Origin of the sequence: Streptomyces sp. (assembly GCF_019510245.1) — a bacterium.
Taxonomy (GTDB): Bacteria; Actinomycetota; Actinomycetes; order Streptomycetales; family Streptomycetaceae; genus Streptomyces.
Genome location: NZ_JAEKKT010000133.1, coordinates 1 through 17,474, shown reverse-complemented (window position 1 = coordinate 17,474; position 17,474 = coordinate 1). Strand labels below are relative to the sequence as shown.

The following is a 17,474-nucleotide window of genomic DNA, read 5'->3' as shown; positions in this document are numbered from 1 at the left end:
GCTGTGGGAAGTGCGTCGTGACCACGTTCGGTGCACCGGTGGTGATGACCCGGGGAGACGCGGAGGCGCCGCTGGTCGTGTTGTTGCATGGCCGGGGTTCGCATGAGAGCGAGATCATCGGGCTGTCCGAGGCCCTGCCGTCGGAGCTGGCCTATGCGGCGATTCGTGCGCCCATCGCCGAGCATGGCGGGTACGCCTGGTTCGCCAACCACGGCATAGGACGGCCGGTCGCTGAGTCATTGCGCGCCTCGATGGACTGGTTCCGTGACTGGCTCGACGAGGTGGCACCATCCGGTCGTCCGGTGTTCCTCGTCGGCTTCAGCGGCGGGGCGGCCTTCGCGGGCGGTTTGCTGCTCGACGATCCGGGACGGTTCGCCGGTGCGGCGATCCTCTACGGCACGCTGCCGTTCGACGCGGGCGTGCCGACCAACCCCGCGAGGTTGGCCGGTGTGCCCGTGTTCGTCGCGCAGGGTGAGTACGACCAGGTCATTCCACGTGACCTGCTCAACAAGACCTGGCGTTATCTGACCGTGGACTCGGGGTCTCCCGCGGTCGCTCGGCGCGATCCGGTGGGCCATGGCATCGCCCCGCAGGCGCTCGCGGTCCTGGCGGGCTGGCTCTCCGCGCGTGCCGAGTTCCTGGCCCGGCAGGGGAACGCCGCTGCGGAGCCGGCGCAGTGGGAGGAGTTGCCCGACGGTCTTCCGCATCGCCCCGGCCCGCGACCCGAGGTCAGCACGAGGATTCCGCAGCAGCAACTCAGCGACAACGCGCTGGCGGAGCTGCAGGAGAAGCTGTTCGCCCGGCTGAGCTCACTTCCAGGGGTGCACAGCAGCGAGTCCGCCATCTCCGTTCCGGGCGCACGCGGATTCGTGTTGGCGGGAACGCCGGCCGGCCCGGCCGAGGCGTTCCTCGTACCGGAGGCGGGGGAGTTCGCCCACCTGCACCCCGAAGGTGACGGTTCGCTGCACGTGGCACTGCCGGTGCACCTGGCAGCCGAGGCGGTAGAGCAGGGCTGGGCCGTGGCTCACCCGCTTGCCGGAATCCAGCTCGCTCCGGGCATGGTGCTTGTGTACGGCCCTCGTGACGAGGCGGAACTCGACGTGGTGACCGCGATCGTCACCACGAGCCATGCGTGGGCGACCGGGAACACCGGCCGGGCCGCGGGATGAGCTGAGCACCACCCACATCGAGAACCACGCATCACCAGGAGGGGGGATCGCCCGGCCGGTATCGACTCCGGGGATCCCTCCTCCCTTCTGTGCGGCTACTTGAGCACCCGGATGGCGTGTTCTTCGACGCACTCCTTTATTCCCAGCTCGCCGACCTCCGCGCCGTTACCTTTCCGCTTCAGCCTCCGAAGGGCATGCGCAGGTCGAGCGACTCCAAGGAGTGTGTGTTCATGAACGTGCTGCCGGCTTCGATGCAACGAGCCATCGCCAGACCTGGCTCGAAGTCGGTGGTCCGCACCGACGAGCCCAGGCCGTACTCGGAGTCGTTGGTTCAGCGCACGACCGGGTCCTCGTCGTAGGGGATGAGAGGCGCGATTGGTCCGAACTGCTCGCCGCTGGTGATGGCCGCGCCCTGATCGGCGTCCCGGACTACATGGGCTGCATGTAGTAGCCGTTGCCGCAGGACTCCAGCCTGCTGCCGAACTCGACGACCTGCGCGCCGGAGTTCTTCGTGGCCTCGATGAGGACGGTGACCTTGTCGAACTGCGCCCTGTTGTTGAGCGGTCCGCACCTGGCCTTCTGGTCCAGGCCGTGGCCGACCGCGGACTCCGCCACGCGCGCAGAAGGCGTTGGGGAAGGTGTCGAGGCGGGAGCGCGGCACGTAGTGCGCTTGACCGCGAAGCAGATCTGCCCAGTGCGGGTGAACACACCGCTGAACATGCGATCGAGGGTCGCGTTGATGTCGGCGTCGTCGAGGACGATGGCCGGATCGTTGCCGCCGAGTTCGAGGGTCATGTTCTTGATAGCCGATCTTGCGCCCCAGCGGATAAGACACCAGGACCTGTCCGACATCGGCGTTGCCCTGCACGACGTTGAGGACACCCTGCGGCAGGATCTGCGCAATGCACTGCAGCAGGAGGGGGAGGGCCGCCGGTGCGAACGGAGGCGGACGGCGTCGACTTCACCGCGCCGGACGTCCCGGACCACCTCGCCGACGACCCCCACACGATAGTTGTCGCGAGCTCGCCCCACTGCTGGCCCGCGAGCACGGCGGCGTGTTGTGGGAGGCTCAGACCGACTTCGCATCGGGCCTGGTGTGCTCCAGCACACCGGGCCCGGTGGACGGCTTCTTCACGCCGGCCCAGCACGACGGCGAAGCGGGCTTCATCAGTGTCGAGCGCGGTCCGCGTGGCGTCGCGGCCGCGATCGTGCCGTGGAAACATGCCGGTCGTACTGACCATGATGAAGCCCGCCCCCGCGCTCGCCACGGGCAACACCATGGTGCTCAAGCGCCGTTCAACGCTGCCGTCTTCAACGACGTTGCGACGTCAGGCGAGACCGATCTGCTGATAGAAGGTCTGGTTGTCCCAGAACAGGAACTCCTCGTCCATCGTGCCCCTCCGGTTCCATATGCCTACCGTGACCATGCTGATCGCATACTTCTTGCCGGTCGGCTGGATGAAGCCGCCCTTGCCGTCCGGCATGGGGCGGGTGAAGGTGCCCTTCATGACGCCGGTGACAGCGGTGAGCTCGTTCTTGGCCACGCGCAGGGGGTGGGATTCGATGCGGGTGTCGGGAGCCCACACGAACATCGCGGACAGGTCCTCGATGTGCTTGTCGATGCCGTCGGTGTAGTGCCCGTCGGGCCAGTGCACGCGGATGTTCTGAGCGTGGCTCTCGCCCAGGCGCGCCCAGTCGGCGTGGGTGAAGACCTGAAAGTCCAGCTCGTCGAAGGTTTCCAGGTGCTTGCGCTCGGTGTGCGTCAGGTTGTGCGGGAACGGCGGGTTCGGCACCGGAGTCGTGGCCGGGTCCGGGAGCAGACCCGGATAGGGCTGCGCGGCCTGTGCCAGGCTGGTGCCGTTGGAGACCGCGGTGATGGCGAGCGCGCCGAGCGCGGCGGCTCCGCCGGTGAGTACGGAACGGCGATCCATGGTCGCTCCTTGATTCGTGATGTCGTGATTCCGCGCGCCGACCGCACGGACGTGGTTGGCGGCTGTGGGGTGGATGTCCCTCAGCCGAAGGGCCCGTGGTGAGCGGAACGTGGCAACCGCCGGTCTTCAGCCGGTGGGGCCGAGGAGTGCCCAGCCGCTCTGCCAGGGCCAGTTGTTTGCGGCGTTGAGCGAGATGTTGAGGAAGGCCATCTCTTCGAGAGCCCTGGCCATGCGCAGCCCGCCGACGTCGACGGGGCGGAAGCCGAGGGAGGACAGGACCTCGGCGACGCTCTGCTTGGCGGTGGCGTCATCGCCGGCGTAGAAGGCGTTGAGGCGAACGTCGCCTTCCGTGGGGGAGTTGAGGCGCCCCGCGAAGATGGTGTTGAAGGCCTTGACCACCGGCACCCCCGGCAGGCTGGCCTGGAGCGCCTGTGCGGCAGCCACGGTCTGGCCGAATTCGAGATCCGTGAAAGTGGCGTTGAGGGGGTTGGTGGCATCGACGACGACCTTGCCCGACAGAACCGGGGTGAGTTCCTTGGCCACCACCTTGAGCGCGCTGCTGGGGACGGCGAGGACGACGAGCTCGGCATCGGTGACGGCGGCAGTGTTGCTTTCGGCGGGGCGGGCACCGGTTGCTGCGGCAACCTGTGATGCCTTGTCCGGGCTGGTGGCGGAAAGGGTCACGCTGTGGCCCGCGGCGGTGGCGGCCCGACTCAGGGCGGAGCCGACGCTACCGGCCCCGATGATTGCGATGCGCATGGCAGTAGCTCCCGATTGTTGTCGCGGCAGATATTGACACAGTAACCATCGATCTCTGACTTCGCAAATATTGTTGCCTCAAGCATCTCTGTCGCTATCGGCGGTGTGGGCTGACGATCAGGGAGGGGTCAGGGGTCCGGCGTCGAGCGCACGGGCGGCAAGGGGCCTCACGAGCGGAACACGTAGGGGGTCTGAACCGGAGCGAGAGGTTCCAGCCGGGCTTCTCGCCGGGCATGACGCACGGGCTCCTGACCCGGGGGCCGTCCCTCGGCGAGGTCGACCGCTCGCTCGACTTCTTCGTGAAGGCGATCGTGCGCTGACCGTCCGGTCATCCCGCCGCCGACTCGACGCGACACTGCCCCGCGGCGTCGTCACACTCGCCGACGCGTGGTCGAGACCGACCGGGATCACCGGTGCGAAGCGGATGGTGGCCTAGCCGGGCGAGGACGGATGGACACCCGCCAGATGCTGGAACACCAGTCTTCGACGGTGCCTAGGAATGGGTGGTCGAAGGTCTGCTAGGCCCCCTTGCGGCTCCACGGCTCCCACGACGCGGTCGCCCTGCTTCACCCAGTGCCCCCAACTCGGTTACTCAGCTTGACGTTTGACTCGTTGGTCACTCGACTGGCTGAGATCCACGAGATCCGCGGGCACCCAACGCGGCCGTTCTCCCCGCTTCGAGATGTTGAGTAACGAAGCCCGAGAGAACGGCCGCCGCCCATGCTTTCAGTCGCCGCGCTCGCGCGCGGATTGACGCCGCCCTGTGGCGATCGGCCGGCGGCATGAACGGATGTCAACCTGTCAGTTCCGGCGGACGTGGGGCCCGTCGGCGACGTCACGGCTGCGGGGTCGGTCGGCGGCTCGCCCACGCCCGCGCGATGTGCTCGCGCATCGCCCGGGCGGCTCCCGCGGCGTCACGTTGGCGGAGCAGCTCCAGCATCGCCTCGTGCTCGGCCAGTGACACGGTCAAACCTTCGCGGGTCGAGTGACCGTGGTAGAGGCGTGACAGGCGAGCCTTGCCGTGAATGCTGCGGATGATCGCTTGCCCCAGGAGGTTCCCGGAAGCCCTCATGATGATCTCGTGGAAGGCGGCGTCTTCCTCGGCGTAGCGCACCGGGTCGTCCAGTGCCTCCCGCAAAGCGGCGGCCTGCTCCTCCAGTTCGGAGACTTCGAGGTCGGTGATGCGGCCGGCCGCGTCGGCGGCCATCTCGGCCTCCAGGGCGATCCGCACACTGACCAGCTGGTCGAGGGTCGTCAGCGTCCGGTCGTGGCGGAGCCGGGCCTCCAGAACGACAGGGTCCAGCAGATTCCAGTCCTGTTGCTCACGTACCCGTGTACCGCGCCCGGGTGCGGCCCTGACGAGGCCTTTTTCTTCGAGTACTTTCACCGACTCGCGCACGACGGTGCGGCTGACGGCGAACTCCTCGCACAGCACCGGCTCGATGGGCAGCGCGGAGTGCGGCGGATAGGTCCCGCCCACGATCCGGTCGACGAGATAGGTGACCACGGTGTCGCTGAGGCGGCCGGTCGGCCGCCGGGGAACGGCTCCCAGAGATCCCTCCGAGGGCGCAGGCGTTGGTCGTTGACGGTCGGCCGGGGTACGGGGCACGTGCGGCTCCTTGCGATCAGTAAATAGCACAGCATACATCTTGCGTCTTACGTCATTCGTATGATGAAGTTCCTCCCGCCCCGGCGAAACGCCGGTGAAACGTGGCCGACTTCCCGCCAGATCGCGACCGGGATGGGCCAGGCACGGTGCGCATCACCGAAGGAGCCGTCTTGCTGTCACTCCGAAGAACGACCCCACCCCGCCGCCCCCGGATACGCGCCGCGACTGCGGCGACGGCGCTCGTCGGCGCTCTGCTCTCCGCCGTCGCCTCCGCCGCAACAGCGCAGGCGGCGACCATGACGACGCTGTACGCGGCACCGAACGGCACCGGCACCGCCTGCTCCGTGAGCCAGCCGTGTTCGATCACCCAGGCCAAAGCAAATGTGCGTGCGGTCAACTCCGGCATGACCGGCGACATCGTCGTGCAACTGGCGGACGGCACTTACCGCCTCTCCGCCCCGCTCTCCTTCACCGCCGCCGACTCGGGCAACAACGGCCATACGGTGGTGTGGAAGGCTGCCCCCGGCGCGAACCCGGTCATCTCGGGGGCACAGAAGATAACCGGCTGGTCGCAGTTCGACGCGAGCAAGAACATCTGGCGCGCCAACGTCGGCACAGGCTTCGACACCCGCCAGCTCTACGTCGACGGCCTGCTCGCCACCCGGGCGCGCACTCAGGTCAACCGCTCCGACCTGACGTTCAACCCGACCGGGTTCACCTTCACCAATTCCACGTTGAGCTACCTGAACTCGTTGGCCAATCAGAGCCGGGTGGAGCTCGAGACGGTCAACAGCTGGACCGACCGCTACATGCCGGTCCAGAGCATCAGCAACAACACGTTCACCATGAAGCAGCCCGCCTGGGACAACAACACCTGGGGCTGGGACGTCGTCCAGAACCCGTTCCGCCAGGGACCGGTGTACCTGGAGAACGCCTACGAGTTCCTCGACTCCGCAGGGGAGTGGTATCTGAACACCGCCACCGGCTACCTCTACTACAAGCCGCTGGCGGGGCAGGACATCACCACTGCTGACGTGGAGCTGCCGCGACTGGAGTCGCTCATCAGCGTCGGCGGCACCTACGATGCGCCGGCACACGACCTGTCCTTCACCGGTGTGCAGTTCTCCCACACGAGCTGGCTGCACCCGAGCAGCAACGAGGGCTTTGCCGACCAGCAGACCGGCGGGTACATCCAAGGCAACTGGAACAGGCCCTCGGACGCCTTCACCTCCTGCAGCGCGGGATGCAGCCTGTTCGAGGCGACCCGGCCGAACTGGCTGCAGATGCCTGCGGCCGTACAGGTGTCCGCCGCCAACCACGTGACGTTCAGCGCCGACAAGTTCACCGGCATCGGCCAGTACGGCATCGGCATCGGCCAGGACGCCAATGCGAACACCTCAGGCGTCGGCCTGGGGGCCAGCGACATCACCGTCGTCGGCTCGGACTTCAACCAGATCGCAGCGGGCGCCCTCATCGTCGGCGGACTCCGGCAAGACGCGCACCACCCCAGTGACGCCCGGATGACGAACAAGAACATCACCATCAGGGACAACCTCATCCACGACGTCGGCATCGACTACCGCGACAACCACGCGATTCTCGCCACCTACACCACCAACTCGGAGATCAGCCACAACGAGGCGTACAACCTCCCCTACGGCGGCATCAGCATCGGCTACGGATGGGGAGTCAACGACCCGGGCGGAAGCCCGGAGTACCAGCGCCGCGGCCTGTACAACTACCAGCCGATCTTCAACACTCCGACGACAGCCACGGGGAACAAGGTCGTCGCCAACTACGTGCACGACTTCCTGGAGTCGATGAACGACGCCGGCTGCATCTACACCCTGTCGGCGAACCCCTCCAGTGCGATCGACCGGAACTACTGCGCCGTCGGCGGCAACGGCGGCATCTATTTCGGCATGTATTTCGACGAGGGATCGCGATACCTGTCCGCCACCAACAACGTCTTCGACCGGGTGGGCGCCTACGCCCACCAGAACATCGCCGGCGACGGCAACTTCACCCTGACCGACAACTGGGCCACGGCGGACGGTGACATCACTGACGGCAATCGTGGCAACGTGGTCAGAGGCACGCAGATCGTCACAAACGGTGACTGGCCGTCAGGCGCCCAGACGGTCATGAACGCGGCCGGTCTGGAACCCGCGTACCAGTACCTCAAGTATGCGGTGACCGCTCCCTACTCCACCTTCGCGGTGAACTCGCCGGCCACCTTCAGCCAGGCGAACGGCCAGTTCGCGATCAGCGGTGCCGGGGCCGATGTCTGGGGTGCCGGCGGACAGCACGACGACCAGTACGGGGCCATCTACCAGCGCCAGGCGTTCACCAACGGCACCACCGTGACCGTCAAGGTGAACCAGTTGGACAACACCAACCCCTGGGCGAAAGCGGGCATCATGGTGCGTAACAGCATCGACGGTGCCGGCAGTTCAGCGGGGTACGCGGTCATGGCCGTGACGCCGGGCAACGGTGTCGTTCTCGGGTCCGACTCCGACGGCGACGGATACCTCGACACCAACGCGCAGACCGCGGACGTCAAGGCGCCGGTCTGGCTGCGGCTCACCCGCACGGGCAGCCAGGTCAGCGGGTCCTACTCCACCAACGGCACCACCTTCACCCAGGTCGGCTCCGCCGTGAACCTGTCCGGGGCCAACGCGACCCAGGACGCGGGCGTCTTCCACACCTCCCACGACGTCAACGTCCCGGGCACGGCCACCTTCAGCGGCCTGAGCATCACCACGCCCCCGTTCGCCGGATACGCGAGCATCCCGGCCCTCCTCAACCAGCACCAGAACCAGATCGCGATCACCGGCGCCGGAGCCGACGTCTGGGGTGCCGGCGGACAGCACGACGACGAGTACGGGGCCGTCTACCAGCGCCAAGCGTTCGCCAGCGGCACCACCGTGACCGTCAAGGTGGATCAGTTGGACGACGCCAACTCCTGGGCGAAGGCCGGGATCATGGTGCGTAACGACATGACGGCCGCAGGCAGTTCAGCGGGGTACGCGGTCATGGCCGTGACGCCGGGCAACGGCGTCGTTCTCGAGTACGACTCCAACGGCGACGGATACCTCGACACCGAGGCGAAGACCACGGACGTCAAGGCACCGGTCTGGGTGCGGCTCACCCGCACGGGCAGCCAGGTCAGCGGCTACTACTCCACCGACGGCACCACCTTCACCCGGGTCGGCTCGGCGGTGAACCTGTCCGGGGCGAACGCGAGCGAGGACGTGGGTGTCTTCCACACCTCCCATGACAACAAGAGCTCGGGCACGGCCAACTTCAGCGGCCTGAGTATCACCACGTCTCCGTAGCCGGTTCTCCATCAGTCGGGCAGAGGGTGTTCAAGATCATCTTGCATGCAAGACTTGAACACCCTCTCGTCCACGCCGTACGCAAACTTGGCGTTTGAGTGCGCCACGAGCGCAGAGAGTGAGGTTGATGTAGGTAGGCCCACTTGATGCGGTGCTGTACAGATGATGAAGGTTTTGTGGTCCTTCGGGGGATCGGAAAGGCGAGCGAGAGCGAACCCCATGCCTTTGCTTCCGCAACAACCATCACCGCTCTCATGTCAGCAGTGCGGCCGATGGGAGCCTCCCGTTCCTCTGAAGCTGGCCCGGGTCGCCAGTCGGCCCCGGTCTCGCCCGCTTGCCGGTGCTCAGCAAGTAGACCGACTCCTGAGTCCAAGGTCAGCTCCTTCAACTGTCCGTGATCGCCAGCGACATCCTGGCAAAGACACGCCTCATCCAGAGCGACGTCAAGAAGCTCGCCGTAAATAACGGTACTCATGGCGTGTGGCATGCAATGGAGCAGCCCGGGCTGAGGCGGACCATCATAACCCCTCTCTGTACTCCAGGATTCTCAATGGTGAAGAGAACATTTCTGAAAAGTTCTGCATACGAATCGCCTGGTTCGGCATCGTGCGGAAAATGCCGACTCATCGATCAGGCGATGACTCTCTGGCTGAATGGATGGTCCGACCGTAGTCTGCATACCGCTGAACTAGCCCTCTCGATTGCACCGGCTGACACTTCATGCGCCTGTGAACTGCGTACCAGAATGTGGTTGGCTTTCATGCTGACGAGAAGAGGGGAATTCGACCGGGTAAGAAAAATTCTTGACCGTTCAGAGGATCCGAATACCGGCCCCTTCGGTCCGGTGGTCTACCACCCCGGACTGTCACTAGCCCGGGCGCACCTGGCTCTCGTGGCCGGAGACCTGGACGCCGCAGTAGCCCTGAGCGAGCAGGTGTTTACGCATGCCGGGGTTGACGATCAACTCCGCAACGTTCCGGCCACACTCTGCGGCGGGCCGTCACTGGCACGTCCGTAAGAGGAAACCGCAAAAGCAGGCTGCCGAAGACTCAAGGCTCACAACGATCCGTCAGGTCACCTACGAGCGAGGCGGAGATGCCCGCGTCCAGTGGCGCAGGCCCGCCGTCGGCGCAGCCCGTTCCCGACGGCCGCCGACCTGCCCAGGGACTATGCTCCAGCGTGCGGCGGCGACGGGCCCTGCCGCATCGCCGGCTCCTTCGCCCGCGAGCATGGTCTGCGCCAGGTCTTGTCAAAGCCGACTGCACCTAGTAGTCCCACACGTCACCCCAGCCCTCGCGACACCCCACTCCTACGTACGTCTCCGCCCGCCGATTCCTGGGTGCCGCGAGCCAAGGCCGTGGCCCGGTACACGGTGCTCACTACTGCGGAGCCGGGCTTGCGGGGGCCTCCCTGACGCCCCCTATCGCTGTCGGTACCGGCTCCCTGACCGCCATCATGGAAATGGAATGGGTCGGGACCGACACCCGCCTCGGAGGCGTCGTCGTCAGTTGCCTCGCCGCCGCGGTCACCCCCCGCGCCCCCGGGCTGTTGGCCGACGAACCCGTCTGGCGCCACTCCAGCGCCATTCGCCTCCTGGCCACACCAAGTGGTTCGCCCGGGGCCCGCGCCTCGAAAGCGAGCGTCCGTGGGGCGGGTGACCGATCCCAGGGAATGCGTGTGTCCCCGGGCCGTTCGGTCCGGGGACGGCGCACGCCGCCGGTGGTGCGGTGCCTTGCCGGCCGCTCTCCCAGCGGGCCGTGTCAGCCCTTGTGCCCGGTCCCGTATCGCAGCCCGTGGCCGAAGCCGAACAACGGGTCGACGCTCTCGTGCGGCACGTCCGGCCGGCCGGACGTCACCTCTGCCATGGTGCGTGGCAGTTGGAAGGGCAGCCTGCCCTCGGGAGCCGTGCGACCGACAAGTACGTCGAGTACGGCGTCGTCGCTCGCGCCGAACGCGCCGAGCAGGGCGGCGCAGCGTTCGGCGATCTCGGGGATGACGGCCGGGCGCTCCAGATGCATGACGACAACGGTGGGAACGGCGTCGAGCAGGGCGAGGATCTCCCTCAGCCGCTCCGAGGGGAAGTCGAGCCTGCCCCGGTGGAAGCCGCTCTCGTAGACGGAGGTCGCGCCCGGGCGCGGCTCGTACGGCGTGTCCAGACGCAGTACCGCGTAGTCGGCCTCGCCCGGGGCGTCGACAGGGATGACGCCGTCGACGCGCATGGAGGCGATGTCCATGCCCGGCGCGTACAGGCGTACGGGCCTGGGCAGCGGCAGCGTGTCCCGGTTGACCAGCAGAGTGAGGGCGCGGCGCTGGGCGACGGCGCCTTGGGCCCGGAAGTCCGCGGCGCCGACGGTCTGTTCGGCCATGTCCGGGTCGACGAAGGGATTCTCGAACAGGCCGAGGCGGAACTTCTCGCGCAGCAGCCGCGCGACGGAGACGTCGATGCGGGCCTCGTCGAGGCGCCCGGAGCGGACGAGTTCGACGACGAGTTCGGGGCACGCCTCGCCGCCGAACTGGTCGGCGCCGGCGTCGAGCACCTTCAGCACCCGCTCCATCGGGTCGAGGTGTTCCACGCCCCAGGCACGGGCGGGGAAGACCTGGCCCATGATAGGGGCGTCGTAGATCAGGGCCCAGTCGGTGCAGACGATGCCGTCGAAGCCGAGCCGTTCGCGCAGCAGCCCGGTGATGATGCCGCGGTTGAAGCCGAAGCCGACCTCCTCGTACTCGGTACCGACGGGCATGCCGTAGTACGGCATCATCTGCGTGACTCCGGCAGAGATGGCGGCGCGGAACGGCCGCAGGTGGTATTCGAAGAAGCCACCGGGGTAGACCTGCTCGCGGCCGTAGGTGAAGTGCGGGTCCTCGCCGTCCCGCTGCGGGCCGCCGCCGGGGAAGTGCTTGACCATCGCGGACACGCTGTGCGGGCCGAGTCCGCCGCCGCCGCGCAGCCCTTCGAGGAAGGGGACGACGAGCCGCGAGGTCAGGTCCGCGTCGGCTCCGAAGGTGCCGTTGTTGCGCGCCCAGCGGGGCTCGGTGGCGAGGTCGATCTGCGGGTGCAGAGCGAGCCGGATGCCGACGGCGAGATACTCGCGGCGCACCGTGTCCGCGTACTCGCGGATCAGCTCCGGGTCGCCGATCGCGGCGAGACCGAGGGGCTCGGGCCACTGCGAGAACGGGCCGGAGCGCATGGCGGTGGCCGGGTTGTCGGTGAAGGAGTGCCGGGGGTCGCTGGCCAGGGTGACCGGGATGCCGAGCCGGGTGTCGGCGGCGAGTTCCTGCAGGCGGTTGTGCCACTCGGCCATGGCCCTCGGGCTGCCGGAGCCCATCAGGTTGAAGTGGTTCATGAGCCGCCCGGAGATCAGCGTGCCGGCGGGAGCGCCGCCGGGCACGTCCGTGCTCTCCACGAGGGTGCCGTCCGGGTTCATGGTGAGGATGGTCTGGAAGAGCAGGCCCGCCTTCTCTTCCAGAGTCATCCGGTTGAGCAGGTCTGCCACCCGCCGCTCCACGGGTTGTGCGGGGTCCTCGTACGGCTCGATGGTGCCGTTGTGATTGAGGTCGCGGGGCGGTCGGGTGGCCAAGGCCATGGCAGTTCTCTCCGAATCGGCGGGGGAGTGGTAGGGACAACGGGTGGTCGTGCGGCGACGGGGAACGCGTCAGCGGACCGTGCGGACGCGCATGACGGCCAGGGCGCCGCCGACACCGCACAGCGCGCCGAACAGGAAGAGCTTTCCGAACTCGCTTCCGCCGCCGGCGTCCAGGGTCAGGAACAGCGGAGCGATCATCGGCACGAGTGACTGCGGCAGGGCGTTGGCGATGTTGAGTACGCCCATGTCCTTGGCCGCCTGGCGCCGGTCGGGGAGCACGCTGATCGCGAGGGCCACGTCGACGGCCATGTAGAGGCCGAACCCGCAGGCGTACACGGCGATGGCGGTGTAGAAGGCGGCCTCGCTGTGCGCGGCGTACAGCAGCCCGAGGCTGAGGGCGACGAGGACCGAGGCGACGGCCACGAAGGGCTTACGGCGCCGGATGTGGTCGGAGACCCAGCCGCCGGACAGGGAGCAGACGACGCCGACGGCGGTGAGCACGAGGGTCGAGGTGGCGACGACCTTCACGGCGTCGTCGACGCTGCGGCCCAACTGGTCGGTGACGAAGAAGAACTGATAACTCGTCACGCAGGACATGCCGACGAACACCAGGAACCGGCCGAGGAAGTTCCATGCGAAGTCGGGATTCCGGCGCGGGTCGAACCAGAAACTGCGGCCGAACTCGGCGAGTTTGAACGGCGGGAGCACGCCCGGCGCGGCGGGAGTGTCCCGGCGCAGAACCGTCACCAGGAGGAGCACGGCCGCGAGACCGGCCAGCGCGGGAAGACCGAACAGCAGCAGGCTGTCGTGCTTGAACTGGGTGGCGCCGTAGGCGCCGGTCAGCATGGCCAGGTTGGGGGTAAGGCCGAGGGCGCCGGAGACCTTGCCGCGCTGGCGGTCGGGCACGAAGTCGACGATGGCCGCGCTGAGCGAGGCGAGCGTGGCGTGGATGCCGAACTGGGTCAGCGCCCAGCCGGCCGTGAGCGTCATGACGTCGCCCGCCGAGCCGACGAGCGAGAGCCCGAGGGTGCCGACCACCATGCCGCCGATCAGCCAGGGGCGCCGTTTGCCGAACCGGCTGGTGGTGCGGTCGGACAGCGCTCCGGTGAGCGGGTTGGAAATGAGGGCGAACAGCGATCCGATGCCCAGGACCAGGCTCAGGGTGGACGCCTTGTCATGGGGTGAGAGTTGGGTGACGCGCAGGGAGAGCGAGACCGCCACAGGGGTGAGCAGCGCCAGGTAGGCGCCGTACTGGGCCAGCACGAGACAGGTGATGAGTCCGAGCGATGCGGGCTCGGCGTCGGCGTCCTCGGGGGGCGGGAACGGTGACGGTGCGAGTCGGCTGGGGATCACCGAATCACGATGCGCCATGGGGAGTCCTCCAGGCTCTGGCCGTCCACATCGACGGCAGGTACGCTGCACCGTAGGTTAAAAACCGAATGGCGAGTAGGTGTTTAAGTAAGTGACAAGCATCACATCACAGGGCAAACAGGGTGATTCGCCGGATGGAACCCGGCCTCGGCGTCGGCGTAAGACCGGCACGTACGCCGCTGCCGACGAGCGGCGCAAGCTGATCATCGAATCCGCCATCGGGCACTTCGCGCAGTGGGGTTACCACAACTCGTCCCTGCCGAAGATCGCCGCCGATGTCGGCATCTCCCCGGCCGGCCTGCTGCACCACTTCGGCAACAAGAGGGAACTGCTGATGGCCGTGCTCCAGGCCCGCGCCGAGCACGCCACGAGAACCTTCTACGAGGGCATGGGCGACCCCGACGGTATGGACGCCCTTGACATGCTCAGGCGCATGGCCGCGCAGACCGAGTTCAACCTCACCCAGCCCGGCCTGGTGCAGATGTACAGCGTTCTGTCCGCCGAGGCCGCCAACCCCGAGCACCCCGCCCACGCGTACTTCCGCGAGCGCTACGACACCCTCCTGGGACGGATCGAACGCACCCTGCGGCACGGCGTCGCCTCCGGCCTGCTGCGTGAGGACGTCGACTGCGCAGCCGTCGCCCGCGAACTCATCGGTGTCAGTGACGGCTTCCAGGTGCAGTGGGCCTTGTCCGGTGGCCGCTGGGACATGCTCGGTGCCTTCCACGCGTACCTGGACCGGCTCGCCCGCACCCTCACCCGGAGCGGGCATGGCCTCAGCTGACCAGCTGGGCGGGCGGACTCCCGTCCGCGCGTACGACGCACGTGATGCGCGGGGATCCCGCGGCGTCCTGCTGGTGATGTGCGCCTCTGTAATGGTCGCGCAGTCCTTGGTCGCCGCGATCAACCTGGCGATACCGAAGCTGTCCGCCGGCAGCCTGCACCCCACGCCGACCGAGGTGCTGTGGGTCGTCGACTCCTACGTCATCGTCTTTGCCGGCCTGCTCATCCCGGCCGGCGCTCTTGGCGACCGGTTCGGTTGCAAGGGCGTGTTGCTGACCGGTCACGGGCTGTTCGCCGTGGGCGCCGCCGGATGCGCGCTGGCGCCGTCCGTCGTACTGCTGCTGGCCGGCCGGGCCCTGTGCGGTGCCGGAGCCGCCCTGCTGATGCCGGCCTCGATGTCGCTGCTGCTGCACTCCGTCACCGACGGGCGGCGACCCACGGCCATTGCGACCTGGAGCGCCTCGCTCGCCGTGGGCGGAGTGCTGGGCAACACCGGCGGGGCGCTGATCCTGCAGTACCTGCCCTGGCAGGCGCTGTTCTGGGCATATGCCCCCCTCGCCGCCACCCTGTTGCTGTGGGCGGCACGTGTCGCCCCGCGCCCTCAGCGCCACACCACCGTGCTCGACGTCCCTGGTTCGGCGCTGCTGATACTGGGTCTCACGGCCCTGCTGTTCGGGATCATCGAAGGCCCCTTGCGCGGCTGGCTGTCCGTCCCCGTTCTGGCCGGGTTCGCGACGGCTGCGGTGGTCCTCGCCGGGTTCGTCCTGCACGAACTGCGCACCGCCCACCCGGTCCTGGACCCACGGCTGCTGCGGGTACGGTCCGTGCGCTCCGGCACTATCGGGGTCGGCGCCGTCTTCTTCGGCATGTTCGCGCTGTTCTACGTCAACGCCCAGTTCCTCCAGTATGTCAAGGGCTTCTCCCCGCTCCAGGCGGGGCTCGGTGTGGTCCCGGTCGCGGCCGGCATCATGATCGTCACCCGGCTCAGTCCCCGCTGGTCCGCATGGCTTGGCGCCCTGCCCACGGCCGCCGCCGGACTTCTGCTGGTCGCCGCCGGGCTCATGCTGATGTCCACCACGACCGCCGCCACGCCGTACCCGCTGTACGCCATGTATCTCCTGGTCATGGCCTTCGGCAACGGACTGGCCACGCCCGTCCTCTCGCATGCAGTGGTCTCCGGGCTTCCGCCGCACCGCCTGGGCGTGGGCTCCGGTCTGAACAGCGCGGCTCGCGAGTTCGGCAGCGCGCTCGGCATCGCGGTGGTCGGCACCGCCCTCACGAGCGGCTTCTCCGGCCGGCTCCCGGCCGCGGTCACCATCCACGGCGACTCTCCCGCCCGCGCGTTCTCCGCCGCGGCCGACCTCGGGGCCCGCACCCATGCGGAGGTGGTGGCGGCCTTTACCCACGCGGTTGCCGTCGGCTACCGGATTGCGGCCGCGACCCTGCTGGCCACGGCCGTCGTTGTCGTCATAGGTATGAGACGGGACGCCGACCGGCCGCCACAGCGGCCCCACAGGAAGCTGTCAACAGGCACACGCGATTCACGCTGATGCCCACGATCACCAGGTTCCGGTCACTGCTGAGCGCCGTTACCCCGCGCCCTCGGGATGTCCTGACCGGTCCGATCCCAACGGGATGACCTCGCGGAGCCCGTTTTCGGGTCGCCTCTACAAAGGATTCTTCATAGGCTGAAAGTACGGTTCCCTGAGGGCTCAGCGAGAGGCTGTCGTCATGGACGGAAGGGACTGGCGAGTGGCGACCTTCTTCGACGCCCTCGACAGCGTGTCCATCGGGACCGTCCTCGCTGCCCTGTCCGCCACCTACGGACTCACCTCGAGCCAGGCTGGCCTCCTGATCAGCGCCGGTTTCCTGGGCCAGGCAATAGGTGCGATCGGCTTCGGTATGGTCAGCGAACGCCTCGGACGGCGGCCCGTCTTCCTGGCCTCACTTGTCGTGATCGGGGCATTCGCACTGGCCTACGCACTGTCCTGGAACAGCGGCAGTCTGGCGGCCTTCAGATTCGCTCAGGGCTAACTGGCCCTAACAAAAGCGGGTTGATCATGTGACTGTCGGCTTGATCGCTCGTTGATGAGGACATGGGGAAAGTGTCAGTCGCGGCCGTGGATCGTGTCCGACGAACTGTGGTCACTCATCGAACCCTAACTGCCCGAACCGCTGCCCAAGCAGGTCGAGGGACGGCCACGAGTCCCCGACCGGCAGGCCATGTGCGGCATCCTCTTCGTCCTGCACACCGGAATCCAGTGGGAGTACCTGCCCCAGGAGCTCGGCTTCGGCTCGGGCATGACCTGCTGGCGACGTCTTGCAGCCTGGAACGAGGCCGGCGTCTGGGACCGTCTGCACCAACTCCTACTGAACAAGCTGCGGTCGAAGAATCAACTGGACTGGTCGAGGGCGGTGATCGACTCCTCCCACGTCCGGGCCGCACGCAGGGGCCCAAAAAGCGGACCCAGCCCGGTCGACCGCGCACGCCCGGGCAGCAAACACCACATCATCACCGACGGCCAGGGCATCCCGCTCGCGGTCTCACTGACCGGTGGCAACCGCAACGACGTCACCCAACTGCTGCCCCTGCTGGACAAGATCCCGGCTGTCGCGGGAGCGGTCGGCAGACCGCGTCGGCGGCCCGACATGCTCTTCGCCGACCGCGGCTACGACCACGACAAGTACCGCCGGCTCCTGCGCCGGCGCGGCATCCGGCCCGCGATCGCCGAACGTGGCCAGCCACACGGCACCGGCCTGGGCACCTTTCGCTGGGTCGTCGAGCGGACGATGTGCGCCACGAGGCGCTCTGTTTGTATCCCCGGCTCAGCCGGGAGGGACTCGGGAGGAGGTTCCTGGGCCGGATGACTTACCTGGATCCGAAAGGTGAAGGGGACAACAGCATGTCAGGAAACCAGTGACCGGGCTCA

The 17,474-nt window shown here is 67.6% G+C and carries 11 protein-coding genes and 2 pseudogenes; 6 read left to right on the top strand and 7 right to left on the bottom strand.

Going from position 1 to position 17,474, the window contains the following annotated elements; translation table 11 throughout:
• Positions 1-17 precede the first annotated feature (17 nt).
• Positions 18-1,169 carry a luciferase family protein gene (locus JF597_RS17890; protein ID WP_293995729.1) on the top strand — a complete coding sequence of 384 codons (1,152 nt, stop codon included), beginning with the start codon at positions 18-20 and terminating at the stop codon, positions 1,167-1,169.
• A 178-nt stretch (positions 1,170-1,347) separates the two neighbouring features.
• Here JF597_RS17890 and JF597_RS55570 read toward each other — a convergent pair.
• The 5 genes and pseudogenes from JF597_RS55570 to JF597_RS17870 form a co-directional block, all read right to left on the bottom strand.
• A pseudogene (locus JF597_RS55570) lies at positions 1,348-1,485 on the bottom strand (aldehyde dehydrogenase family protein); the annotation flags it as partial.
• Between the two features lie 113 nt (positions 1,486-1,598).
• A complete protein-coding gene (locus tag JF597_RS17885) occupies positions 1,599-2,021 on the bottom strand; it encodes an aldehyde dehydrogenase family protein (RefSeq protein ID WP_293995727.1) in 423 nt (140 codons plus the stop codon).
• A 476-nt stretch (positions 2,022-2,497) separates the two neighbouring features.
• Entirely contained in the window at positions 2,498-3,100 is a 603-nt protein-coding gene (locus JF597_RS17880) for an ester cyclase (RefSeq protein ID WP_293995725.1), read from the bottom strand.
• Positions 3,101-3,226: 126 nt separating this feature from the next.
• Positions 3,227-3,859 (bottom strand): prephenate dehydrogenase/arogenate dehydrogenase family protein, encoded by a 633-nt coding sequence (locus JF597_RS17875; protein ID WP_293995723.1) that lies wholly within the window; start codon positions 3,857-3,859, stop codon positions 3,227-3,229.
• Between the two features lie 835 nt (positions 3,860-4,694).
• On the bottom strand, positions 4,695-5,468 hold the full coding sequence (locus JF597_RS17870; RefSeq protein WP_293995721.1) for a FadR/GntR family transcriptional regulator: 774 nt from the start codon (positions 5,466-5,468) through the stop codon (positions 4,695-4,697).
• 170 nt (positions 5,469-5,638) lie between these two features.
• Between JF597_RS17870 and JF597_RS17865 the strand changes: the two genes are divergently transcribed.
• A complete protein-coding gene (locus JF597_RS17865; RefSeq protein WP_366916415.1) occupies positions 5,639-8,806 on the top strand; it encodes a right-handed parallel beta-helix repeat-containing protein in 3,168 nt (1,055 codons plus the stop codon).
• A 1,760-nt stretch (positions 8,807-10,566) separates the two neighbouring features.
• Here the strand turns inward: JF597_RS17865 and JF597_RS17860 are convergent.
• Together JF597_RS17860 and JF597_RS17855 are read right to left on the bottom strand one after the other, a co-directional pair.
• On the bottom strand, positions 10,567-12,390 hold the full coding sequence (locus JF597_RS17860) for a glycoside hydrolase family 3 N-terminal domain-containing protein (protein WP_293995718.1): 1,824 nt from the start codon (positions 12,388-12,390) through the stop codon (positions 10,567-10,569).
• Between the two features lie 69 nt (positions 12,391-12,459).
• The gene (locus JF597_RS17855; RefSeq protein WP_293995716.1) at positions 12,460-13,761 is read right to left on the bottom strand and encodes an MFS transporter; all 1,302 of its coding nucleotides are present in this window, start codon (positions 13,759-13,761) and stop codon (positions 12,460-12,462) included.
• 91 nt (positions 13,762-13,852) lie between these two features.
• Here JF597_RS17855 and JF597_RS17850 point away from each other — a divergent pair, with 91 nt between their 5' ends.
• The 4 genes and pseudogenes from JF597_RS17850 to JF597_RS17835 form a co-directional block, all read left to right on the top strand.
• Positions 13,853-14,545: a TetR/AcrR family transcriptional regulator gene (locus JF597_RS17850; protein WP_293995714.1), complete on the top strand. Its 693-nt coding sequence runs from the start codon at positions 13,853-13,855 to the stop codon at positions 14,543-14,545.
• Positions 14,532-16,094, top strand: coding sequence for an MFS transporter (locus JF597_RS17845; protein ID WP_293995712.1), 1,563 nt, complete (start codon positions 14,532-14,534; stop codon positions 16,092-16,094). The genes JF597_RS17850 and JF597_RS17845 overlap by 14 nt, the downstream gene beginning before the upstream one ends.
• Positions 16,095-16,275: 181 nt before the next feature.
• A complete protein-coding gene (locus JF597_RS17840; RefSeq protein ID WP_293995710.1) occupies positions 16,276-16,578 on the top strand; it encodes an MFS transporter in 303 nt (100 codons plus the stop codon).
• A gap of 129 nt (positions 16,579-16,707) precedes the next feature.
• Positions 16,708-17,334, top strand: a pseudogene (locus tag JF597_RS17835) (IS5 family transposase); the annotation flags it as partial.
• Positions 17,335-17,474: the final 140 nt, after the last annotated feature.

What these genes read in the sequence shown, in the direction of transcription:
- JF597_RS17885 (WP_293995727.1), bottom strand. Translation starts at nt 2,021, where the DNA reads ATGTCGGACAGGTCCTGGTGTCTTATCCGCTGGGGCGCAAGATCGGCT.
- JF597_RS17880 (WP_293995725.1), bottom strand. Translation starts at nt 3,100, where the DNA reads ATGGATCGCCGTTCCGTACTCACCGGCGGAGCCGCCGCGCTCGGCGCG.
- JF597_RS17875 (WP_293995723.1), bottom strand. Translation starts at nt 3,859, where the DNA reads ATGCGCATCGCAATCATCGGGGCCGGTAGCGTCGGCTCCGCCCTGAGT.
- JF597_RS17860 (WP_293995718.1), bottom strand. Translation starts at nt 12,390, where the DNA reads ATGGCCTTGGCCACCCGACCGCCCCGCGACCTCAATCACAACGGCACC.
- JF597_RS17855 (WP_293995716.1), bottom strand. Translation starts at nt 13,761, where the DNA reads ATGGCGCATCGTGATTCGGTGATCCCCAGCCGACTCGCACCGTCACCG.
- JF597_RS17845 (WP_293995712.1), top strand. Translation starts at nt 14,532, where the DNA reads ATGGCCTCAGCTGACCAGCTGGGCGGGCGGACTCCCGTCCGCGCGTAC.
- JF597_RS17840 (WP_293995710.1), top strand. Translation starts at nt 16,276, where the DNA reads ATGGACGGAAGGGACTGGCGAGTGGCGACCTTCTTCGACGCCCTCGAC.